The sequence below is a fragment of the Colwellia sp. BRX9-1 genome, from assembly GCF_014077195.1.
GTDB lineage: Bacteria > Pseudomonadota > Gammaproteobacteria > Enterobacterales > Alteromonadaceae > Colwellia_A.
In genome coordinates this window covers 34,046-51,820 of sequence record NZ_JACGVM010000026.1, presented here as the reverse complement: position 1 = coordinate 51,820, position 17,775 = coordinate 34,046, and the positions used below count along the sequence as shown (strand labels likewise).

17 protein-coding genes are annotated in these 17,775 nt (G+C 36.0%); 8 read left to right on the top strand and 9 right to left on the bottom strand.

Translation table 11 applies throughout. The annotated features are described in order from the left end of the window. Positions 1–50: 50 nt before the first annotated feature. The 6 genes from H4J76_RS17900 to H4J76_RS17875 form a co-directional block, all read right to left on the bottom strand. Positions 51–731, bottom strand: coding sequence for a sugar transferase (locus H4J76_RS17900; protein WP_182231046.1), 681 nt, complete (start codon positions 729–731; stop codon positions 51–53). Continuing rightward, complete coding sequence (locus H4J76_RS17895) at positions 731–2,026, bottom strand: WecB/TagA/CpsF family glycosyltransferase (protein WP_182217048.1); 1,296 nt, start codon at positions 2,024–2,026, stop codon at positions 731–733. The genes H4J76_RS17900 and H4J76_RS17895 overlap by 1 nt, the downstream gene beginning before the upstream one ends. A gap of 186 nt (positions 2,027–2,212) precedes the next feature. After that, a complete protein-coding gene (locus tag H4J76_RS17890; protein WP_182217050.1) occupies positions 2,213–2,944 on the bottom strand; it encodes a hypothetical protein in 732 nt (243 codons plus the stop codon). A 297-nt stretch (positions 2,945–3,241) separates the two neighbouring features. Next, a complete protein-coding gene (locus H4J76_RS20215) occupies positions 3,242–4,192 on the bottom strand; it encodes an ATP-binding protein (RefSeq protein WP_182217051.1) in 951 nt (316 codons plus the stop codon). Position 4,193: 1 nt separating this feature from the next. Continuing rightward, positions 4,194–4,739 (bottom strand): heme NO-binding domain-containing protein, encoded by a 546-nt coding sequence (locus H4J76_RS17880; protein WP_182217053.1) that lies wholly within the window; start codon positions 4,737–4,739, stop codon positions 4,194–4,196. A 15-nt stretch (positions 4,740–4,754) separates the two neighbouring features. Further along, on the bottom strand, positions 4,755–6,047 hold the full coding sequence (locus H4J76_RS17875; RefSeq protein ID WP_182217055.1) for a response regulator: 1,293 nt from the start codon (positions 6,045–6,047) through the stop codon (positions 4,755–4,757). A 306-nt stretch (positions 6,048–6,353) separates the two neighbouring features. Here H4J76_RS17875 and H4J76_RS17870 point away from each other — a divergent pair, with 306 nt between their 5' ends. From H4J76_RS17870 to H4J76_RS17855, 4 genes are all read left to right on the top strand, one after another. Beyond that, on the top strand, positions 6,354–7,820 hold the full coding sequence (locus H4J76_RS17870; RefSeq protein ID WP_182231045.1) for a sigma-54 dependent transcriptional regulator: 1,467 nt from the start codon (positions 6,354–6,356) through the stop codon (positions 7,818–7,820). 192 nt (positions 7,821–8,012) lie between these two features. Next, entirely contained in the window at positions 8,013–9,293 is a 1,281-nt protein-coding gene (locus tag H4J76_RS17865; protein ID WP_259367769.1) for an oligosaccharide flippase family protein, read from the top strand. Further along, on the top strand, positions 9,283–10,296 hold the full coding sequence (locus H4J76_RS17860) for a glycosyltransferase family 2 protein (RefSeq protein ID WP_182231043.1): 1,014 nt from the start codon (positions 9,283–9,285) through the stop codon (positions 10,294–10,296). The genes H4J76_RS17865 and H4J76_RS17860 overlap by 11 nt, the downstream gene beginning before the upstream one ends. 72 nt (positions 10,297–10,368) lie before the next feature. Next, complete coding sequence (locus H4J76_RS17855; RefSeq protein WP_182231042.1) at positions 10,369–10,779, top strand: hypothetical protein; 411 nt, start codon at positions 10,369–10,371, stop codon at positions 10,777–10,779. A 122-nt stretch (positions 10,780–10,901) separates the two neighbouring features. Here H4J76_RS17855 and H4J76_RS17850 read toward each other — a convergent pair whose 3' ends face one another. The 3 genes from H4J76_RS17850 to H4J76_RS17840 form a co-directional block, all read right to left on the bottom strand. After that, the gene (locus H4J76_RS17850) at positions 10,902–11,138 is read right to left on the bottom strand and encodes a thioredoxin family protein (protein WP_182231041.1); all 237 of its coding nucleotides are present in this window, start codon (positions 11,136–11,138) and stop codon (positions 10,902–10,904) included. A gap of 23 nt (positions 11,139–11,161) precedes the next feature. Next, positions 11,162–12,151, bottom strand: coding sequence for a permease (locus tag H4J76_RS17845; protein ID WP_182231040.1), 990 nt, complete (start codon positions 12,149–12,151; stop codon positions 11,162–11,164). Positions 12,152–12,456: 305 nt separating this feature from the next. Next, the gene (locus tag H4J76_RS17840) at positions 12,457–13,356 is read right to left on the bottom strand and encodes a LysR family transcriptional regulator (protein ID WP_182221891.1); all 900 of its coding nucleotides are present in this window, start codon (positions 13,354–13,356) and stop codon (positions 12,457–12,459) included. 313 nt (positions 13,357–13,669) lie between these two features. Between H4J76_RS17840 and H4J76_RS17835 the strand changes: the two genes are divergently transcribed. From H4J76_RS17835 to H4J76_RS17820, 4 genes are all read left to right on the top strand, one after another. Then, positions 13,670–14,395 (top strand): histidine phosphatase family protein, encoded by a 726-nt coding sequence (locus H4J76_RS17835; protein WP_182217067.1) that lies wholly within the window; start codon positions 13,670–13,672, stop codon positions 14,393–14,395. Positions 14,396–14,431: 36 nt separating this feature from the next. Further along, a complete protein-coding gene (locus tag H4J76_RS17830) occupies positions 14,432–15,202 on the top strand; it encodes an SDR family oxidoreductase (protein ID WP_070376874.1) in 771 nt (256 codons plus the stop codon). Positions 15,203–15,290: 88 nt separating this feature from the next. Continuing rightward, positions 15,291–16,406: an NADH:flavin oxidoreductase gene (locus tag H4J76_RS17825; RefSeq protein WP_182231039.1), complete on the top strand. Its 1,116-nt coding sequence runs from the start codon at positions 15,291–15,293 to the stop codon at positions 16,404–16,406. 126 nt (positions 16,407–16,532) lie between these two features. Next, the gene (locus tag H4J76_RS17820; protein ID WP_182173479.1) at positions 16,533–17,741 is read left to right on the top strand and encodes an acyl-CoA dehydrogenase family protein; all 1,209 of its coding nucleotides are present in this window, start codon (positions 16,533–16,535) and stop codon (positions 17,739–17,741) included. Positions 17,742–17,775: the final 34 nt, after the last annotated feature.

The following is a 17,775-nucleotide window of genomic DNA, read 5'->3' as shown; positions in this document are numbered from 1 at the left end:
GTTATTTTTAAGCCATTTATACTTTAGCTAAATGTTATAGGTTGTTTAAACTAATAAGCACCTTTGGCCATTAATACAGCGGGAATGGTCAAGGCTATTATTTTACAGTCCATTAAAAAACTTTGTTGCTTAATGTAAGATTTGTCTAACTGTAATTGTTCTTCAAAATTAGTGTCTGCGCGGCCAGATACTTGCCATAAACCGGTTAATCCAGGCTTAGTAAATAATCTTGGTTGGATAAAGTTATCATATTCATAAGTTTCAATTGATAATGCGGGTCTTGGACCGACTAAACACATATCCCCTCTAACAATATTAAATAATTGTGGTAACTCATCAATAGAATACTTTCTAATAAATTGGCCAATTTTGGTAATTCTAGGGTCATTAATGTACTTCTTACAAACACCTTCACGCGAGCTTTGCGATGGGTCTGGTTCTTTAAAATGTGGGTCAGATTTTAAATACATTGATCTAAATTTATACATTTTAAAATGTCGACCATTTTCACCCACTCTAGTTTGAGAAAACAATGCACCACCCAGACTTTCTGTTTTAATTAAAATCATCACAATTAGAAGTACTGGGCTAATCAGTATTAAGGCAAGTAGCGCAATACTTTGCTGTAAAATAACTGGAATGCCTTTGTGTTGGTAATTTATAACAATAGCTTTGCGCGTTTTAGTCAATAACGCCTGATTTTTAATTTTATTTAATATTTGAATAGTCATTATTTTGCTCCGGTATTTACTAAGCCAAGTAAAAAGGTTCTATATAAAAAAAGTGGGTTACCAATAACATAACGATTAAATTTTTCACGAGGTTCTTGCATTAAGCGCCAAATCCACTCCATCCCCATTTCTCTTAACCACATCGGTGAACGTGAAATATTGCCAGAATAAAAATCAAATAGCCCACCTACGGCTAATGCTGTTTTACATCGTAATTGGTCTCTGTGCTCGAGTAACCATTGTTCTTGTATAGGTGAACCCATGGCAACTAATAAAACATCACAACCACTATCATTTATTGCGGTGATAATTTTTTGGGTACTCTCAGTGCCGTTATAACCATGTTCGGTACCTGCAATTTGTAGTCCTGGAAATTGAGCGCTTAATTCATTTGCTGCTTGATCTGCAATCCCTGGCTTAGCACCAAAGAAATATAAAGATTGACTACTTTCAACACAGTTTTTACAAAGATGAGGTAACATATCTGTTCCGTTATTGTTGCCATTAAGCAAGAATCCTGCTTTTTTTGCTGCTAATCTCATACCAGAGCCATCAGCGAACAATGCATCGGCTTTTGTTAGCTGATTAAAGAAGGCTGGATTGCTAATCGACAAATTAATGGAGTGCGCATTAATAAAAAAACCTATTTTTGTTTTACTTGCAGGTATATCACTAGATGTTATCCATTCAACAGCTTCCGCCATTGAAGTATTGTTAACATCTAAACCAAATAAAGATAAGTACTTAGATTCTTTAAGTCTTTTAATTTTTTGGCCATAAATAATAATCGAGATAAAACTTTTGCTCATCAGCGCTAGATAATCAGCTAAATTACCATTGAGTTGTTGTTCAAGTAGTTGTTCGGGCGTCATCACCGTTAAACCTGTTTTAAGGTGCAAGTCATAAAGACTAAAAATTCCTGCTTTACAGTTAGTTTTGTTAAGCACACAAAACTGTATGTCGGGTGAAAGTCGATGAGTCAAGGGAATACCGCAAAAAGAAATCTTACCTAAACAAATATCAAACAAAACTGCAGTTTTTACCCAAAGACCACAACTAAAGCGGTGTAATGTTAGCTTTCTGCTTAAGGCATCAGTCTTATATTGTTTTGAAAATAAGTTTCTTCTTGTCGTTATCGCCAAGGTTATATTTAACAGGAAACAGGGAAGCAGTATTAAGATAAGGATCAGGGCTATAGGCTTATCGACAATGTTGCCAGAGTATTGATGCTTAGTAGCATCGTAGTCTGTAGACGATTGAGTTATTGTTTGTAGTGAAAATTTAGTTTTTATCATTTCAGCTAACCTAAATTATTATCAGTTAACGTGTACAGTGCTTAAGTTGTGCCAACTTGGATTTTTATTTTATCTTGCTGTTTTATAATGATTTTATTGTGTCGCGGGCTGTTTGTTCAAAAAAAGAGAAGTACTAAATTGCAAAATAAAAAATTAAATTATCATTTTGCAATATATCTTAAAATACTAACAACAGACTAATTTGGGATAAAGCGATAAGATAATATTTGTTTCACGCGACAGGTCGTCTTCATTACATGCTTTAACTGACGTTAGTTGTTTTCTATTAACAAAGGCTAGTATGCGGGCAGAGAGAGAGAAAACAATTTTATGAAATAGATTATTAATAATGCTGGTGCGCATAGGACCACAATTGCTGTGTCTAATATAGTCACTTAAGTCATAGTCAAAGGTATTATTCCATTTTTGTTCGAGCTCTTTTATAAAATCCACCCCTTTACTTAATTCTATGACATGACCGTTTTCACCCCAGCCAACCTTGTTTATTTTTTGTATGCGAGCAAGTCTGGAATCAATAATACTGGTCAGCCATTCAATGGTTTGTTTATTATTCAAGGCAATGAGAACTCCTGAATTAAAGCGATTAGAATATCCTTTTGCCATATAAATATATTTTTTATCTTCTACTATTGTTTTTAAAGCGGGGCAATTGTCATTTACCACTGTATCAGCATCTAAAAATAAAACGGTGTCATATCCTGAGAGTAAAGCTGTTCGTATTAGCGTTAATTTAAGCCAACAGCACTCTACGCCTAATTTAGAAATATAAGGCCGAGTTACCGCTTGATGGTAGTATCCTTGCTTTATTGCATAGTTTTTGTGTGTTGCTAGTTCTTTGTTATACATTAACTGGTAACCATTTAGGGCAATGCTGAGTACTAATGTTTTATTGGACATAAATGTCCCCTTACTGCAAATGGGTTAATCAACTTCTCTACCTATGAAAAGTACTTAACTAAGTAACCTGCAATAACTACTCCATTATTGATAACCCCCTCTACCAATAGGCTAGCAGCGAGTAAAAGGTTTTATATAGGTATAAATGATGATTTTTTTTTGGTTTTTTTGCAAAATGCGAACTGACGTTGATAAATATTATAAGATACAAAGATTCATGTTTAGGTTAGTAAATAAAGTAAACTAAACCAACGCCTTATAGTTAAAGAGTTGGTTTAGGTAAAAAAGTTTCGCGTGTTAGTTAATCGGTGGGTTTGCAAGCGGTAGGCGTATTTTAAAACATGTACCAACACCTACCTCACTCGTAACTGTAATTGTACCGTGATGCTTTTCAATGATGCCATGTGAAATAGGCAAACCTAAACCCGTACCTTCACCAACAGGTTTGCTGGTATAAAAAGGATCAAATATTTTTAAGATATTTTCTTCACTTATTCCTCTACCATTATCTTGCACGTAAATAATGACGTTATCTTGCTCTTGGGTTGTTGTAATAGTCAATATCCCATTGGTTGAGCAAGCATGTGAAGCATTCATAAATAAGTTAATAAAGACCTGATTTAAATCATATGGCTGCCCCATAACGTCACCACAATCGGAAAGCTCAAGATTAATGGTCATAGAGTATTTTATTTCATTAGCAGATACTTTTATGCATTCTTTAATACAGTCATTAATACTAAAAGCGGTAAAGGCTTCATCTCCTTTATAAGATATTTTCTTTAAATTTTTAACTATCTTTTTTACGCGCTCTACTCCTTCAATGGTATCGGCTAAAAGAGAAGGGATGTCAGTTATTAAATAGTCAGCATCAATTTCTTTACGCATACTTTGATATTGTTGCAACATTGAGTCAACGTTATCTTTGAGAGGTAAATTATCTTGTATAATTTTGTCGAGTTTAAAAAATTCAGTAATGTTTTCAGATAAATAAAAGAGGTTGCTGTATGAGTAAGCAATAGGATTATTAATTTCATGCGCAATACCAGCCGTAAGTTGTCCCAGTGAAGACATCTTTTCTGACTGGATAAGTTGTGCTTGAGTTGTTTTTAATTCAGCAACAACCCCTTCAAGATTTAAAACATTATCGTATAATTGTCGTGTTTTATCTTCAAGTAGCTTTTCTGCCAACTGTCGTGCCTTTTTTTCGCGGATATAGGCTGTTTTATACGCGTCTTCTTCAGTCATATTAATCCTTGAAAGATATTACTAATTTACATTTTTCGGCTCCATCATGCATGCATTCAGGGTGTTCAATTACAATAGCTTGTTCAAAGTGTTGAGCAGCACCCGCAATCAATCCTTCAGAAAGATGGCACAACTTGCGCTTAGATTGATAAAACATAATTAAATCGCCATTAGGTTTTTCATCGTATTTAAAACTGGGTAAGTAAGAATCAGGATAAACACGCTTGACTTCCTTGTGAATAACACCGTCAATACAAATGAGAAAATCTTTTAAATTATCAATATGTGATAAGTTAGCAGGGCTACTATTAAATAAATGAATAAATAAATATTCACCAAAGGTGCGAACTAACGTGGGCGGATCAACTTGGGTTAATGTCGATAGTTCAGCAACAAAAGCCATTATTTCGGAGTCTTCATACTGCATACCGTTAGTATAAATACCTTCAGAATTTGGTTTTACTTTATCTAACAACTCATTCCATACCGACATGCCCATTTTTTCAATGACCATTTCGGAAAATGTGGTGAATATAGAACCTTGCATGTTAATTTCCTTAAATTATGATAATGATAACGGTTCAATAACAATCGTAAATTGGTGTTTTTGATTAATCTCGTATTCAATCAACTTATTAATTGTGTGTTCGGTAAATTCATGACCTTCAGCTAGAATAAGTAAGTTATTTGCAGAAAATAAACCATGTTTTAATACCATGTCGGGTAAAAGTTGTCGTGTCGTTAAGCCCTGTTCAGAAATATTATCTATAACTAATTCGGGGTTGGCCATTAATATATCTAAAACTTCTTTGGCATATTTCATACCTTTCGATTTATTTAACGCGACCAGTACTTGCTTATGATCTAGCCTTTTAACATCAATCTTACCGCAAGAAAATCGCCAATAATCTCTTGCAACACTTATTATTTTACAGGCAAGCAATGTTTTACTATTAACTTTATTTTTTAGTTCTGCTAGTGAATGAAATTGATAGGTTAGTATTGCTTTTACACCATTTAAACGTTGCGCTGGTGAAAGTATTTGTTGAGCAATATCTCCCTGAGTCAAAAAAATCTTTTTTTGTTCGAAATTGAGTAAATCAAAGGGGGTACAAACAATGGTTGAATCAAACCCTAACAATCCAATTTCGTTGAGAAAACCTGATAAGCGAATATCATGCAATGCTTCTTTATCTAGACAGAGCTTTTCTCCTAATCGGCCGGCTAATTGTGCTACATTTTTCGCAAAATCAGCATTAAGATCAGGACTGATCGCAATGAAGTTAAATAACATTTTCTCACAGGCTTTATTGTCTTGTTCATTTCTTGTTAATGACGTTCTAATTTGTTTGGTGCGTAAATTTACTTTTCCTTCTAAGTCATGATTTAAACTTTTAAGTAATTTATTTTTCTTTTCAATTTTACGTTTTAAATTATGGTTTTCCTTTTTTAAATGGGTGATCTCCAAACCTTCTTCAACAGCATTAATTAGCTCATCATTATTCCAGGGTTTATTAATAAAACGATTGATTTTACCTAAATTAATTGCTGCCACGGTTGATTCAAAATCAGCATAACCACTTAATACTATTCGATAAGTATCTGGGTGTGAATTAGCCAGTATTTCTAATAACGCTGCGCCGTCCATTTCAGGCATTCTCATATCAGAAACAACGATGTCTACGGGCGTTTTCTCTAAAATCTCTAGTGCGTTTATAGCACTATTAGCAATAATGACATTATATGACTTGCGGTGAAATAAACGTTGCAAAGTCCTGAGTATAATTCGTTCATCATCAACACATAAAACAGTCATATCTGAATACAAAGCATTTTGGGTACTACTATCTGACATAATCTTTCCCTACAAATTTTACAACTGAAATAAATAGTTTTAATGATGTTAATTATAACGACCACTATATTATCTATTTTTTACTTTATAGTGATAAATAACAAACATATATTATAGTTATAACGGTTATTTATTCAAAAATTATTGATATTATTATAATTAATAAGTCAATTTACCTTAACAACATTTGTAATTGTTAAGGCGATACATTAAGTTTTACATGTGGAATAAAAAATAGTTATAGCTAAATGCAACACTGTTTTATAGAAAATTTATTGGGCTTTAGTGCTTATTTTAAGGGAAGAAATGCAAAATTTGAATAAATCGGTCATTTTATTTGTTGACGATGAACCCGCTATTTTAAGATCGCTTCAACGTATTGCGAGCAAAGTGGATGCTACTATTTTAACGGCTGCTAGCGGCGGTGAAGCACTTGAGGTGATTAAAGAATGTCATGTTGATGTCATTGTTTCTGATATCAACATGCCCAATATGAACGGCAATCAATTACTTGAACAAGTTGCTCAAATTTCACCTGAAACTGTTCGTATTGTTTTAACCGGATGTGACAACATGGATACGGTACTTAATGCGGTTAATTCAGGGCACATTTGGGGGTTTTTACATAAACCTTGGGATAACTTCGAACTTATTGTTAAGTTAAAGCAAGCATTACAGCTCCAGAATATACTTGCTGAACGTACCTTAATGCGAAGAACGATTGATCAATACCAAAAATATCACAAAGCAAAATTTGAAGGCTTTATTGGCGATTCAATTCCGATGCAATTTGTTTATTCTTGTATCGAACAAAGCGCACCTAGCAGTGCCTCTGTATTTATTACTGGGCCTAGTGGCTCAGGAAAAGAAGTTGCTGCACAGGCTATTCATCGTTTAAGTAAAAGAAAAAATGGGCCTTTTATTGCGCTCAACTGTGCCGCTATACCCTCAGAATTGATGGAATCAGAAATTTTTGGTCACATCAAAGGAGCATTTTCTGGTGCTGTTTCTAATCGTGACGGTGCAGCATCATTGGCCAACGGCGGCAGCTTATTTCTTGATGAAATTGGTGAGATGGATATCAGTTTACAGGCTAAATTATTACGTTTTATTCAAACAGGTTGTTTTCAAAAGGTCGGTAGCGGTAAAGAAGAAAAAGTAGACATTCGTTTTATCAGTGCAACCAATCGAGACCCTCAAGTTGCCATTGATGAAAAGAAACTACGTGAAGATCTCTTTTATCGGCTCAATGTTATTTCTATTGCGTTACCCGCACTAAATGAACGTGGTAGTGATATTGTGAAGTTAGCCGAATATTTCTTAAGCCACTTTAGCAAAACGGAAGAAAAAGTTTTTGCGGGTTTCTCAACTAATGCTGAGGCATTAATTACATCGTACTCTTGGCCAGGTAATGTTAGGCAACTGCAAAATATTATTCATAGTGCAACAATTATGTCTGAAGGACCCTTAATTTCTGAACAAGTGATTGTTCAGCAACTTGGTCGGCAGTTTAAGCAAGCTGTTCTTGCAACACCCCCTGCGCAAAAAGCGGTTGTCTCGGCACAAGATGATATTAATATGCAGACACCTATGCCCAATACAGCTAATTTAACACCTTCAATAATTACCTTAGCTGATGTCGAAAAGCATGCCATTGAACAAGCGGTTTCATTGTGTGAAGATAACATCGTCAAAGCGGCCAGAGAACTAGGTGTGAGTCCATCAACGCTTTATCGAAAAATTCAGCAATGGCAAGTACCAGCGCTAGATTAATACCATTTTTAATTTGCAAAAAGTGCTGGTGTTTTTTTTCAAAGTGCAAATTATTATCAGTTCAACACCTAAGTGTAAAATAAAACTTATAATAATCAGTTGATTAAAATAACTTAAATATTGGAACGAAACTTGAAGGTATCATTGTTAACGATTTAACAATGATAATTCAGGAGTGTTCTAGTGCAGTTAATGTCTTTATTAAGAACGCAATTTAATTCGGTAATTGAGCTGTTATCAAATGCTATTTGGTTACTGAGTGCCGAGTTTGTTGCTAAAGTCTCCAGAATTTTCACTATTGTTGTACTTGCCGCGCAATTATCGCCAATCTCTTATGGTACCGCTATGTTAGCGCTGGCCTTTCATGATGTCTTTGCATTAATATTACGAGCCGGTGTAGGTAGTCAAATTATTAACTGCAAACAAGCGCAAGTCGCTAGTTTTGCAAAAAGTGGTATCGTCATCCAATGGGCTATCTGTCTCACTATCGCTGTAGGTCAGTGGAGCTCTGCAGACTTTCTATCGTCACTTTATGACAATGATGACATTGCCTCATTACTCAAAATAATGGCTGTTATTTATCTGCTTTATCCTTGGGTGAGTGTAAAAATATTTTTGTTGCAGCGCGATAATAAAATGCGCTGGTTTAGTATCAGAAATGGTGTTTGTGTCATCATCGAAAATGTATCTATAGCGGTAGCGGCTTTGCTTGGAGCTGACATCTTTGCTGTTGCTTTGGGTAAAATCGCCTTTTCGCTATTTTGGTTGTTGTTATTTTCATTCGCACCGGTTCAATCATATGGCATTGGTTTTGATAAAACTGTAATCAAGCAGATGTTAAGAACATCAGGTAAGCTTTTTAATACAGAATTTTTACGAGGGATTCGAGTTCATGCCGATACTTTTATTGCCGGTAAGTTACTAACCCCCGAGCTTTTTGGTTTTTATAGTTTTGCAAAAAATGCTGGGGTAGGTTTAAGTCAGTCAATTAATCAAGTTTATATGGCTGCTTTATATCCTTATATTTGCAAGTTAGCTCGACAAGGGCAGCTATTAGCACAACAAAAGAAAATATTTGCTCTTTCATTATCTATTGGTTTTTTATTCGTTTTTCAGGCTTTAATCGCTCCTATTTATGTACCGATTCTGTTCGACGATAAATGGTCGTCTGCTGTACCTATCATCACAATATTATGCTTAGTGGCATTACCAAACTTAATTATTGATATTGCTTGTTGTTTTCAACGGGCAACAGAGCAATACCACCTTGAAACCTTTACTCGTTTAGTTTGCCTGTTAGTTTCTTTACTCACGCTCATTATTATGGTGCCAAAAGAGCCAATGGAATTTGCTGTTGTTATCTTTTTTAGCAGTCTATTTTGCTTGATCCCGCTTTACTTAATTAATGTTCTTAAACCCTTAAATTATAACCTACGTACTTTATTTAATAGGAAAAAATCACATGAAATCTAATGCAGTTCCAATAGTATCAGTTATTATTCCAATGTATAACGTTGGAAAATATATTGAACAAAGTATCAATAGCGTTCTTAAGCAAACCTATCATCATTTTGAAATTATTTTAGTGGATGATGGTTGTACTGATGATACCTTAAATAAAGTGAATCAATTTACAGACCCTAGAATTAGAATCATTCATCAAACTAATCGAGGTTTGTCTGGCGCAAGAAATACCGGTATAGATGCGGCTCGTGGTTTATATGTTGCTTTACTCGATGCTGACGATTATTGGGCTAAAGATAAATTAGCTAAGCATATTAAGCACCTATCAGCGAACCCTAAGGTAGGAGTAAGTTACTGTCCGTCATTGTTTATTAATGAAGAAGGCGTACTTTTGGGTGTTGGTCAATTTCCCAAGCTTAGCAATATAACTAAACAACATATTTTTTGTCGTAATCCTGTAGGTAATGGCTCATCGCCAGTGATTAGAAGAGCGTTATTAGCAGAAATTGGCTATTTTGGTGTTAAAAGAGATAAATATCGAAAAATGTATTTTGATGAAAGTTTGAGACAATCTGAAGATATCGAATTATGGACTCGCATAGCATTAACCACTACATGGAAATTTGCTGGTATTGCCAAACCTTTAACTTATTATCGTGTTAACGATACTGGCCTTTCAGCAGATGTTGATAAGCAGTATTCAAGCTGGCAACATGCCGTTATGCTAAACCAAGCTTCTGATCCAACTTTTTTCAAACAGTTTTATAGTTTAGCAAGGGCATACCAGCTTCGTTATTTAGCCAGACGGGCGATACAGTCTGAAAGTAAACTGACAGCTTTTAAGCTTATCCATCAAGCAATATTTTGTAATTACAGGATCCTTTTTCAAGAGCCTAGTCGCACGATAATGACCTTAGGCTGTGCTTGGTTAAAGTTTTTACCGAGCAAGCTATATCGACGAATTGAGAAGTTTGCCATGTTAAATTTTGGCAATAGTTCAATTAAACAATAAGGTTAAAATGTAATGAAGACCTATAATCTATATCAGTTCTTGTACTACTCATAATATTTATTTAGAGGCACTATGGCGCGTATTAATAAATCAGATGATAACTCAAAAGTTAATCAGCTATTAAGTGGCATGGATAAATCTGTTGCAGAAAGTTTCACTTATAAACAACGTAAAGCATTACAAAAAAGCATTAGTACTCAGGACTGGCGAAGTCACAATGTAGATTTTAGACCTACATTAGCATTGCCTTTTCTCCCTTGGAGTTTCTATATTGTTTTTCTAGTGGGTGTTAATAGAAGGGGGCTTACACACACTGAACGTTTTATTGCTTTTGCTATGTTTTTATTATTTATATTCGTCTTCGGTTTAGCCATGATTGGTTGTGTGTTTTTGTTAATTTATTTATTTAAATCATGGTTAGGAATAGATTTGTTTCCAAATGAATCTTTAGGTCTTTGGGACGCCCTCAAAAGTCTTTTCTAGCTATTTTCACGCAAAGTAAATGCTTTAACAGGCATAATGATAGATTTTTAAATAACATTGCTTACAGCTTGATAACGCTATCTGTTAGTTATCAAGCCATATGTATCACTTGCCAGAGACTCTTAGTTGATTAACCATGACTGAATAGTATCTCTGTCTGGGATAGAACCGCTATGCACATTAACATCATTAATTAAAACTGCTGGGGTAGTCATTACGCCATATTCCATAATAACTTCAGGGTCTGTTTCTTTTATTACCTGAATATTAATATTTAATTCTTTGGCTATTTTAGAAATTTTTTCAACAGTCTTTATACATTTAGTACAGCCAGTACCCAGTACTTTTATTTCTATCATAATATTTTCTCTTTAGTTAGGTGTTAAATAAAAGGGCTTAAAAAATTAAATGTCCAACCAATTAAAGTAAATGCAATAAGCAATAGAATAAAAAGTATCGTCAATAACCGCCACTGCATGACTTGCTTTAATAAGATAAATTCAGGAAAACTTGCAGCTACAGTACTCATACAAAAAGCCAGTGTGGTACCTACAGGAAGACCTTGTTTAAGTAAACTTTCCATGACAGGAATAACACCAGTCGCATTAGAATATAAAGGTATGCCAAGTAAAACTGCAGAAGGGACTGACCACCATTGCCCATCGCCTAAATGCGCTTGAATCCAACCGTCGGGAACAAAACCATGTAAAGCTGAGCCTAACCCTACACCTACGATGACCCATTTCCATACTCGTCCAAAAATTTCGCTGAGCTCTTCCTTTGCAAAAGTATGCCTTTGTTTTAACGATAATATTGCAGATTGTTTAGCTTTAACTCTTACCGTGTTTTGACCGCGTTGTAACGCTTTGGCGGCAAAAGATTGCAACCAACGTTCAGCTTTTATGGCATCAAGAAAAATACCGCCTAATATGCCAACAGACATCCCAACCACAATGTAAAGCAGGGTAAATTTCCATCCCAATAAACTAAGTAACAGCAATACTGCTACTTCATTTATCAGTGGTGATGTAATGAGAAATGACATCGTTATACCTACAGGGATCCCTGCTGATGTAAAACCCAAAAATACCGGAATACTCGAGCAAGAACAAAACGGCGTTATTGCGCCAAAACTTGAGCCAAGTAAATAACCAACCCCTGAATGTTTACCGGCTAAGTAATCACGAATACCTTCAACATTCATTGACGCTCTTAATAAAGCAATAGCGTAGATCATTATCAATAACAAAAAGAATATCTTAGTGGTGTCTTCGATAAAAAAATGAAGGGCATCGCCTAGTTTTGTTGTTCTAGATAAACCAAATATATCAACAACTAACCATGTGGCTAAATCGGTAAATATCTCAAACATAAGCTGTCCTATCGAGGTGGATAATAAGTAATAAAATAAGTTCGCTAAGGTAGTATAGATTTTGTAACACGGTTTTAAACAGCCTTGACGGTAAAATTTAAACCGATAAAAGACAATAATAAGCGATTGATATACTCATTATTATAATAGTACAGCGTTGTTATACTTTGACTTAAGTCAGGTTGTCGCTAATTACTGCCGATAAAAAGACGGTAGTATTAGTAGGTGAGTTCGTTGAGGATCGATATTTTCCCTTTGCGCTATTTTAGACGTTAGGCAAAGGGTATATCTAGCAATAAGTGACTTTAAACGCCGGGTGTTGCTTGAATCACTTTATTTCTAAGCCATTTGTTAGCGGGTTCAAAGTCGAGGTTTGTATGCCAATAAAGATGCATATCAATATCAGGTAGTGTTACAGGTAATGGGTATATAACCAAATCGAGCAATTGCGCGTACATTTTAGCGGTTGTTTCTGTTGCCGTGAGCAACATATCGTTACCAGCTATAACCCGACATGCTGAAAATGTATGTTGGCACCGCAAACCTATTTTACGTTGTAATCCAAGACGAGCTAATTCGAAATCCTCAATGCTTGGTCCTGTAGAACGCGACGACACTAAAATATGGTCCATCGCTAAGTAGCTTTCTAAATCTAGTATTGCGTTAATTTGTGGATTATTTTTACGTGCAACGACTACTAATTTATCTTTTTCTAATTGGGTGTGTAATATATTGTCGCTAACGGGTAATAGAGTATCTATGGCTAAATCAATGTCGCCGCTGGCGAGTTTATTTTCCAGTTCATGGCGATTAACTCGGCGGCTACTTTGTATATTTACCCAGGGCGCTTCTTTATGAATTCTCTGTATCAAAGGCGGCAAGTAAGAAGCTTCTAAGGCAACGTGCAACGAAATGGTAAAACTTTTGCGCGAGGTCATCGGTTGAAATTGTTTTGACTGTGCTAAACATATTTGTAATTGACGTAAAGCTTCACGAACATCTGCAACTACATTATTAGCCACTACAGTAGGCCGCATTTCATTGCCTTGTCGCACAAAAAGTGGATCGTCAAAATGTGCGCGTAATTTACTCAAAGAGTGACTCACTGCTGGCTGTGACAAATTCAGTGCTGATGCTGCTTTGGTAATATTGCCTTCGCAGTAAATGGCTTCGAAGACCACAAATAAATTTAAGTCGACTTTCATCGTTATATTTCAACCTAATTCGTAAAATAAGAAATTAATATTGCCATTCTATTCATAAAATGAATAGTTAATCATTAAGTTTATTATTTAATTTAATTAGGGTCATATATTTAATCAATCGTTATTATATTTCGGCTTCTTTATTTGTAAGATGAATAGTAGGTCATAATAACTATTCATTTGTTTAATTGTTGACTGGCAATTAATATCAATATATCGAAAAAAAAGATATTTAAAGAACCTCAATTAATGATGAAGATGATAATAAGCCCGCTATTAAAATCGCAACCTATTTCTGTGAAAGGGTAAACGCATGACGGCCATCTATCTTATACGTCACGGGCAAGCCTCTTTTGGTAAAGCCGACTACGACCTCTTGTCTGAAAAAGGCAGTGAACAATCGCGCTTATTGGGTAAGTATTGGCAAGCCATATCTGCACCAGAAAAGATTTACTCGGGTGATTTGCTGCGACACGGACAAACCCTAGAACATTTCTTACTGGGTTATGAAAGTGAACCATCACCTGTGATACTGCATTCAGGGTTTAATGAGTTTAATCATCAAGAATTGTTAACTTGCTATGATGCACAATGGAAAGATTTTTCAAAAATGGCTACGATAATGAGTAAACAGCCGAGCGCAAATAAAGCTTTTCAAAAAGAGTTTGCTAATGCACTGCTTCGGTGGACAGGTGGCAACCACGACAATGAGTATAAAGAAAGTTGGAGTCAATTTAAAAAACGTTGTATTAGCGCATTACAAGATGTCATTAAGCAAGAGCTAACGGCAAGAAAAACTATTACACAAAAGAATCAACATACAAACAATATTTGTATATTTACTTCAAGTGGCACCATAGCTGTCATTATTCAGCATGTTTTAGGCTTATCTGATGAAAAAACATTAATCATCAATCAACAGTCACGCAATACTGGTGTTACTAAATTACTCTTTTCAGAAAAGAATTTAAGCATTGATTATTTTAACAATTATAGTCATTTGACCCTAGCAGGTGAAGACTGGGTGACGTTTAGATAATCGATAATATATTAGCAATTAAGAAGGAGACTTAACATGAACAAGATTAACTTATTCGATCTAACAGGAAAAATCGCTTTGGTTACTGGCGCAAGTCGTGGCATTGGTGAACAAATAGCTAAATTACTGGCGCAAAGTGGCGCCCATGTCATTGTTTCTAGCCGTAAAGTTGAAGGTTGCCAAACTGTTGTTGACGATATTATTGCCGCAGGTGGCAGCGCTCAAGCTATACCTTGTCATATTGGCGAAATGGACCAAATCGAAAACATTTTTTCTTTGATTAAAGAACAACATGGCAAGCTTGATATTTTAGTTAATAACGCCGCGGCTAATCCCTATTTTGGCCATGTGTTAGATACTGATTTAAGTGCTTTTCAAAAAACAGTCGACGTCAATATTCGCGGATATTTTTTCATGTCTGTTATTGGGGCAAAGCTAATGAAAGAAAATAATGGTGGCGCTATTGTCAATGTGGCTTCTATTAACGGTGTTATTCCTGGTGACTTTCAGGGGATTTATTCCATTACCAAGGCCGCGGTTATCTCTATGACTAAGACCTTTGCCAAAGAGTGTGCTCAATTTAATATTCGAGTTAATGCTTTATTACCCGGCGGCACCGATACAAAATTTGCGTCAACATTAGTCAATAATCCCAAGATACTTGAACAAATGTTGCATCACGTGCCGATGAAGCGTATTGCGCAGCCTGAAGAAATGGCTGGCACTGTACTTTACTTGGTTTCAAATGCATCAAGTTACACGACAGGCACTGCGATTAACGTTGATGGTGGTTATTTAATTGGCTAGGCAATAAAGTTATTAACAAGGCTCTGGCAACCGTTGGCATTAATTTGTCTGCTGCAATATTTAATATTAATAAATTTCAGGAAACACAATGAGTAATAGTAATTCAGCCAAACTTTTTGAATCATTTTCATCAGGTGCACTCACGTTAAAAAATCGTACGGTTATGGCTCCGATGACTCGGACCTTTTCGCCTAACTATATTGCCAATAACGATGTTGCAAAATATTATCGACGCAGAGCAGAAGGTAATGTCGGTTTAATTATTACCGAAGGTACTTTTATTTCGCATAAAGCGGCTAATGGCTATGAGCGAGTTCCTGCTATTTTTGGTGAAGAAGCTTTAGCTGGCTGGAAACATGTTGTCGATGAGGTACATGCTGCTGGAGGTAAAATCGTGCCACAAATTTGGCATGTTGGTTCAGTGAGAAAAGAAGGTATTGGCCCAGATAAATCAGTACCTGCCTATAGTCCATCTGGCTTATATAAACCCGGTGCCCCCAATGGTATTGAAATGAGCCAAGCCGATATTGACGAAGTTGTTGCTTCTTTTGCGCAAGCTGCTCTCGAGGCTAAAAATATTGGCTTTGATGGCGTTGAAGTTCATGGTGCTCATGGTTACTTGGTTGATCAGTTCTTCTGGGAAGGCACAAATCAGCGTGATGATGGTTACGGAGGTTCATTAGAAAACCGTACCCGTTTTGGTGTTGAAATTGTCCAAGCAATTCGCGCCGCTGTTGGTGATGATTTTCCTATTATCTTTAGATTTTCTCAATGGAAGCAACAAGACTACAATGCAAAACTTTGCCAAACACCCGCAGAGTTAACGACTTTTTTAACACTATTAAGTGATGCTGGGGTCGATATATTTCATGCGAGCACCCGCCGTTTTTGGTTACCAGAATTTGAAGGCTCGACGCTGAATTTAGCCGGATGGACGAAAAAAATAACCCATAAACCGGTAATAACCGTGGGCAGTGTTGGGCTCGACAGTGACTTCACCGGTGAAGGTAGTATGGACCTGGGCGGTGCTTCTAACCCAACCGGAATTGATGGTTTATTAACGCGCCTAAATAATGATGAATTTGATTTGGTTGCTATTGGTCGAGCGTTATTAGTCGATCCAGAGTGGGTTAATAAAATACGAGATAAAAAAGAAGACCAAATAGCCCCGTTTAATAAAGAAGCGTTAATGAAGTTAAGTTAAATAAATTAAGTCAGTTGTCGGTTGATTAATCAACTTTCAACCGACAATGATTTTTGAATATCGTGACAAAAAAATTCTCACTGCACTCGTTAGTAAACGGGCGCTATTAAATTATAGGGATCTCTCATGGATTTTGAATACAGTGACAAAGTTAACGCATTAATAAATCGTGTAAATTTATTTATGGATAAATATGTTTATCCTGCTGAACAGAAAATGCATGAACAAGTTGCACAAGAGCCTTGGTCAACACCGCCGTTAATGGAAGAGCTAAAAGCGAAAGCAAAAGCAGAAGGGCTATGGAATTTATTCTTACCTTTGAGTTATGGCAAATATAGTGCGGGTTTAACTAACTTAGAATATGCACCTTTAGCTGAAATTATGGGTAAAGTGATGTGGGCGCCAGAAGTGTTTAATTGTGCGGCTCCTGACACAGGCAATATGGAAGTTCTCGCTAAATATGGCAGTGAAGCCCAGAAAAAACAGTGGTTAGAGCCGCTACTTGAAGGAAAAATCCGTTCCGCTTTTGCCATGACAGAGCCTGAAGTCGCTTCAAGTGATGCGACCAATATTGAATTACGTATCGAACGTGACGGTGATGAATATGTCATTAACGGTAAAAAGTTTTACATCAGTGGCGCGTGCCGTAAACAATGTGAAATTATGATCGTTATGGGTAAAACCGACCCCGACAATGAAAATCGTTATATTCAACAATCGCAAGTGCTAGTGCCAATGAGAACACCCGGTGTCACTATGGTTCGCCCAATGAAAGTGTTTGGCTATGATGATTCGCCAGAAGGACATGCTGAAATTATTTTTGAAAATGTTCGAGTGCCTATCGACAATATTATTGTTGCTGAAGGTAAAGGGTTTGAAATCGCGCAAGGGCGTTTAGGTCCTGGTCGTATTCATCATTGTATGCGTTCGATTGGCATTGCTCAACGTGCGTTAGATTTAATGTGTAAGCGTGTTAATGAACGTATTGTCTTTGGTCGTCCGATGATAAAACAACAATCAATACGCGAAGATATTGCTATTTCAGCTTGTCAAATTGAACAAGCGCGTTTGATGACGTTAAAAGCGGCGCAAAAAATGGACCTTGAAGGTAATAAAGCGGCGAAAGATATTATTGCCATGATAAAAATAGTTGCACCGAATATGTCGCTTGACGTTATTGACCGAGCTATTCAATGTCACGGCGCGGTAGGGGTTAGTCAGGATACTTTTTTAGCGCATGCATATGCGGCTCAAAGAACCTTGCGTTTAGCAGATGGTCCTGATCAAGTTCACATGATGCAACTTGGACGAGATTTAGTAAAAAAATCGACATAACATTAAATGATTATTGAAATTAATCGTCTTAAAT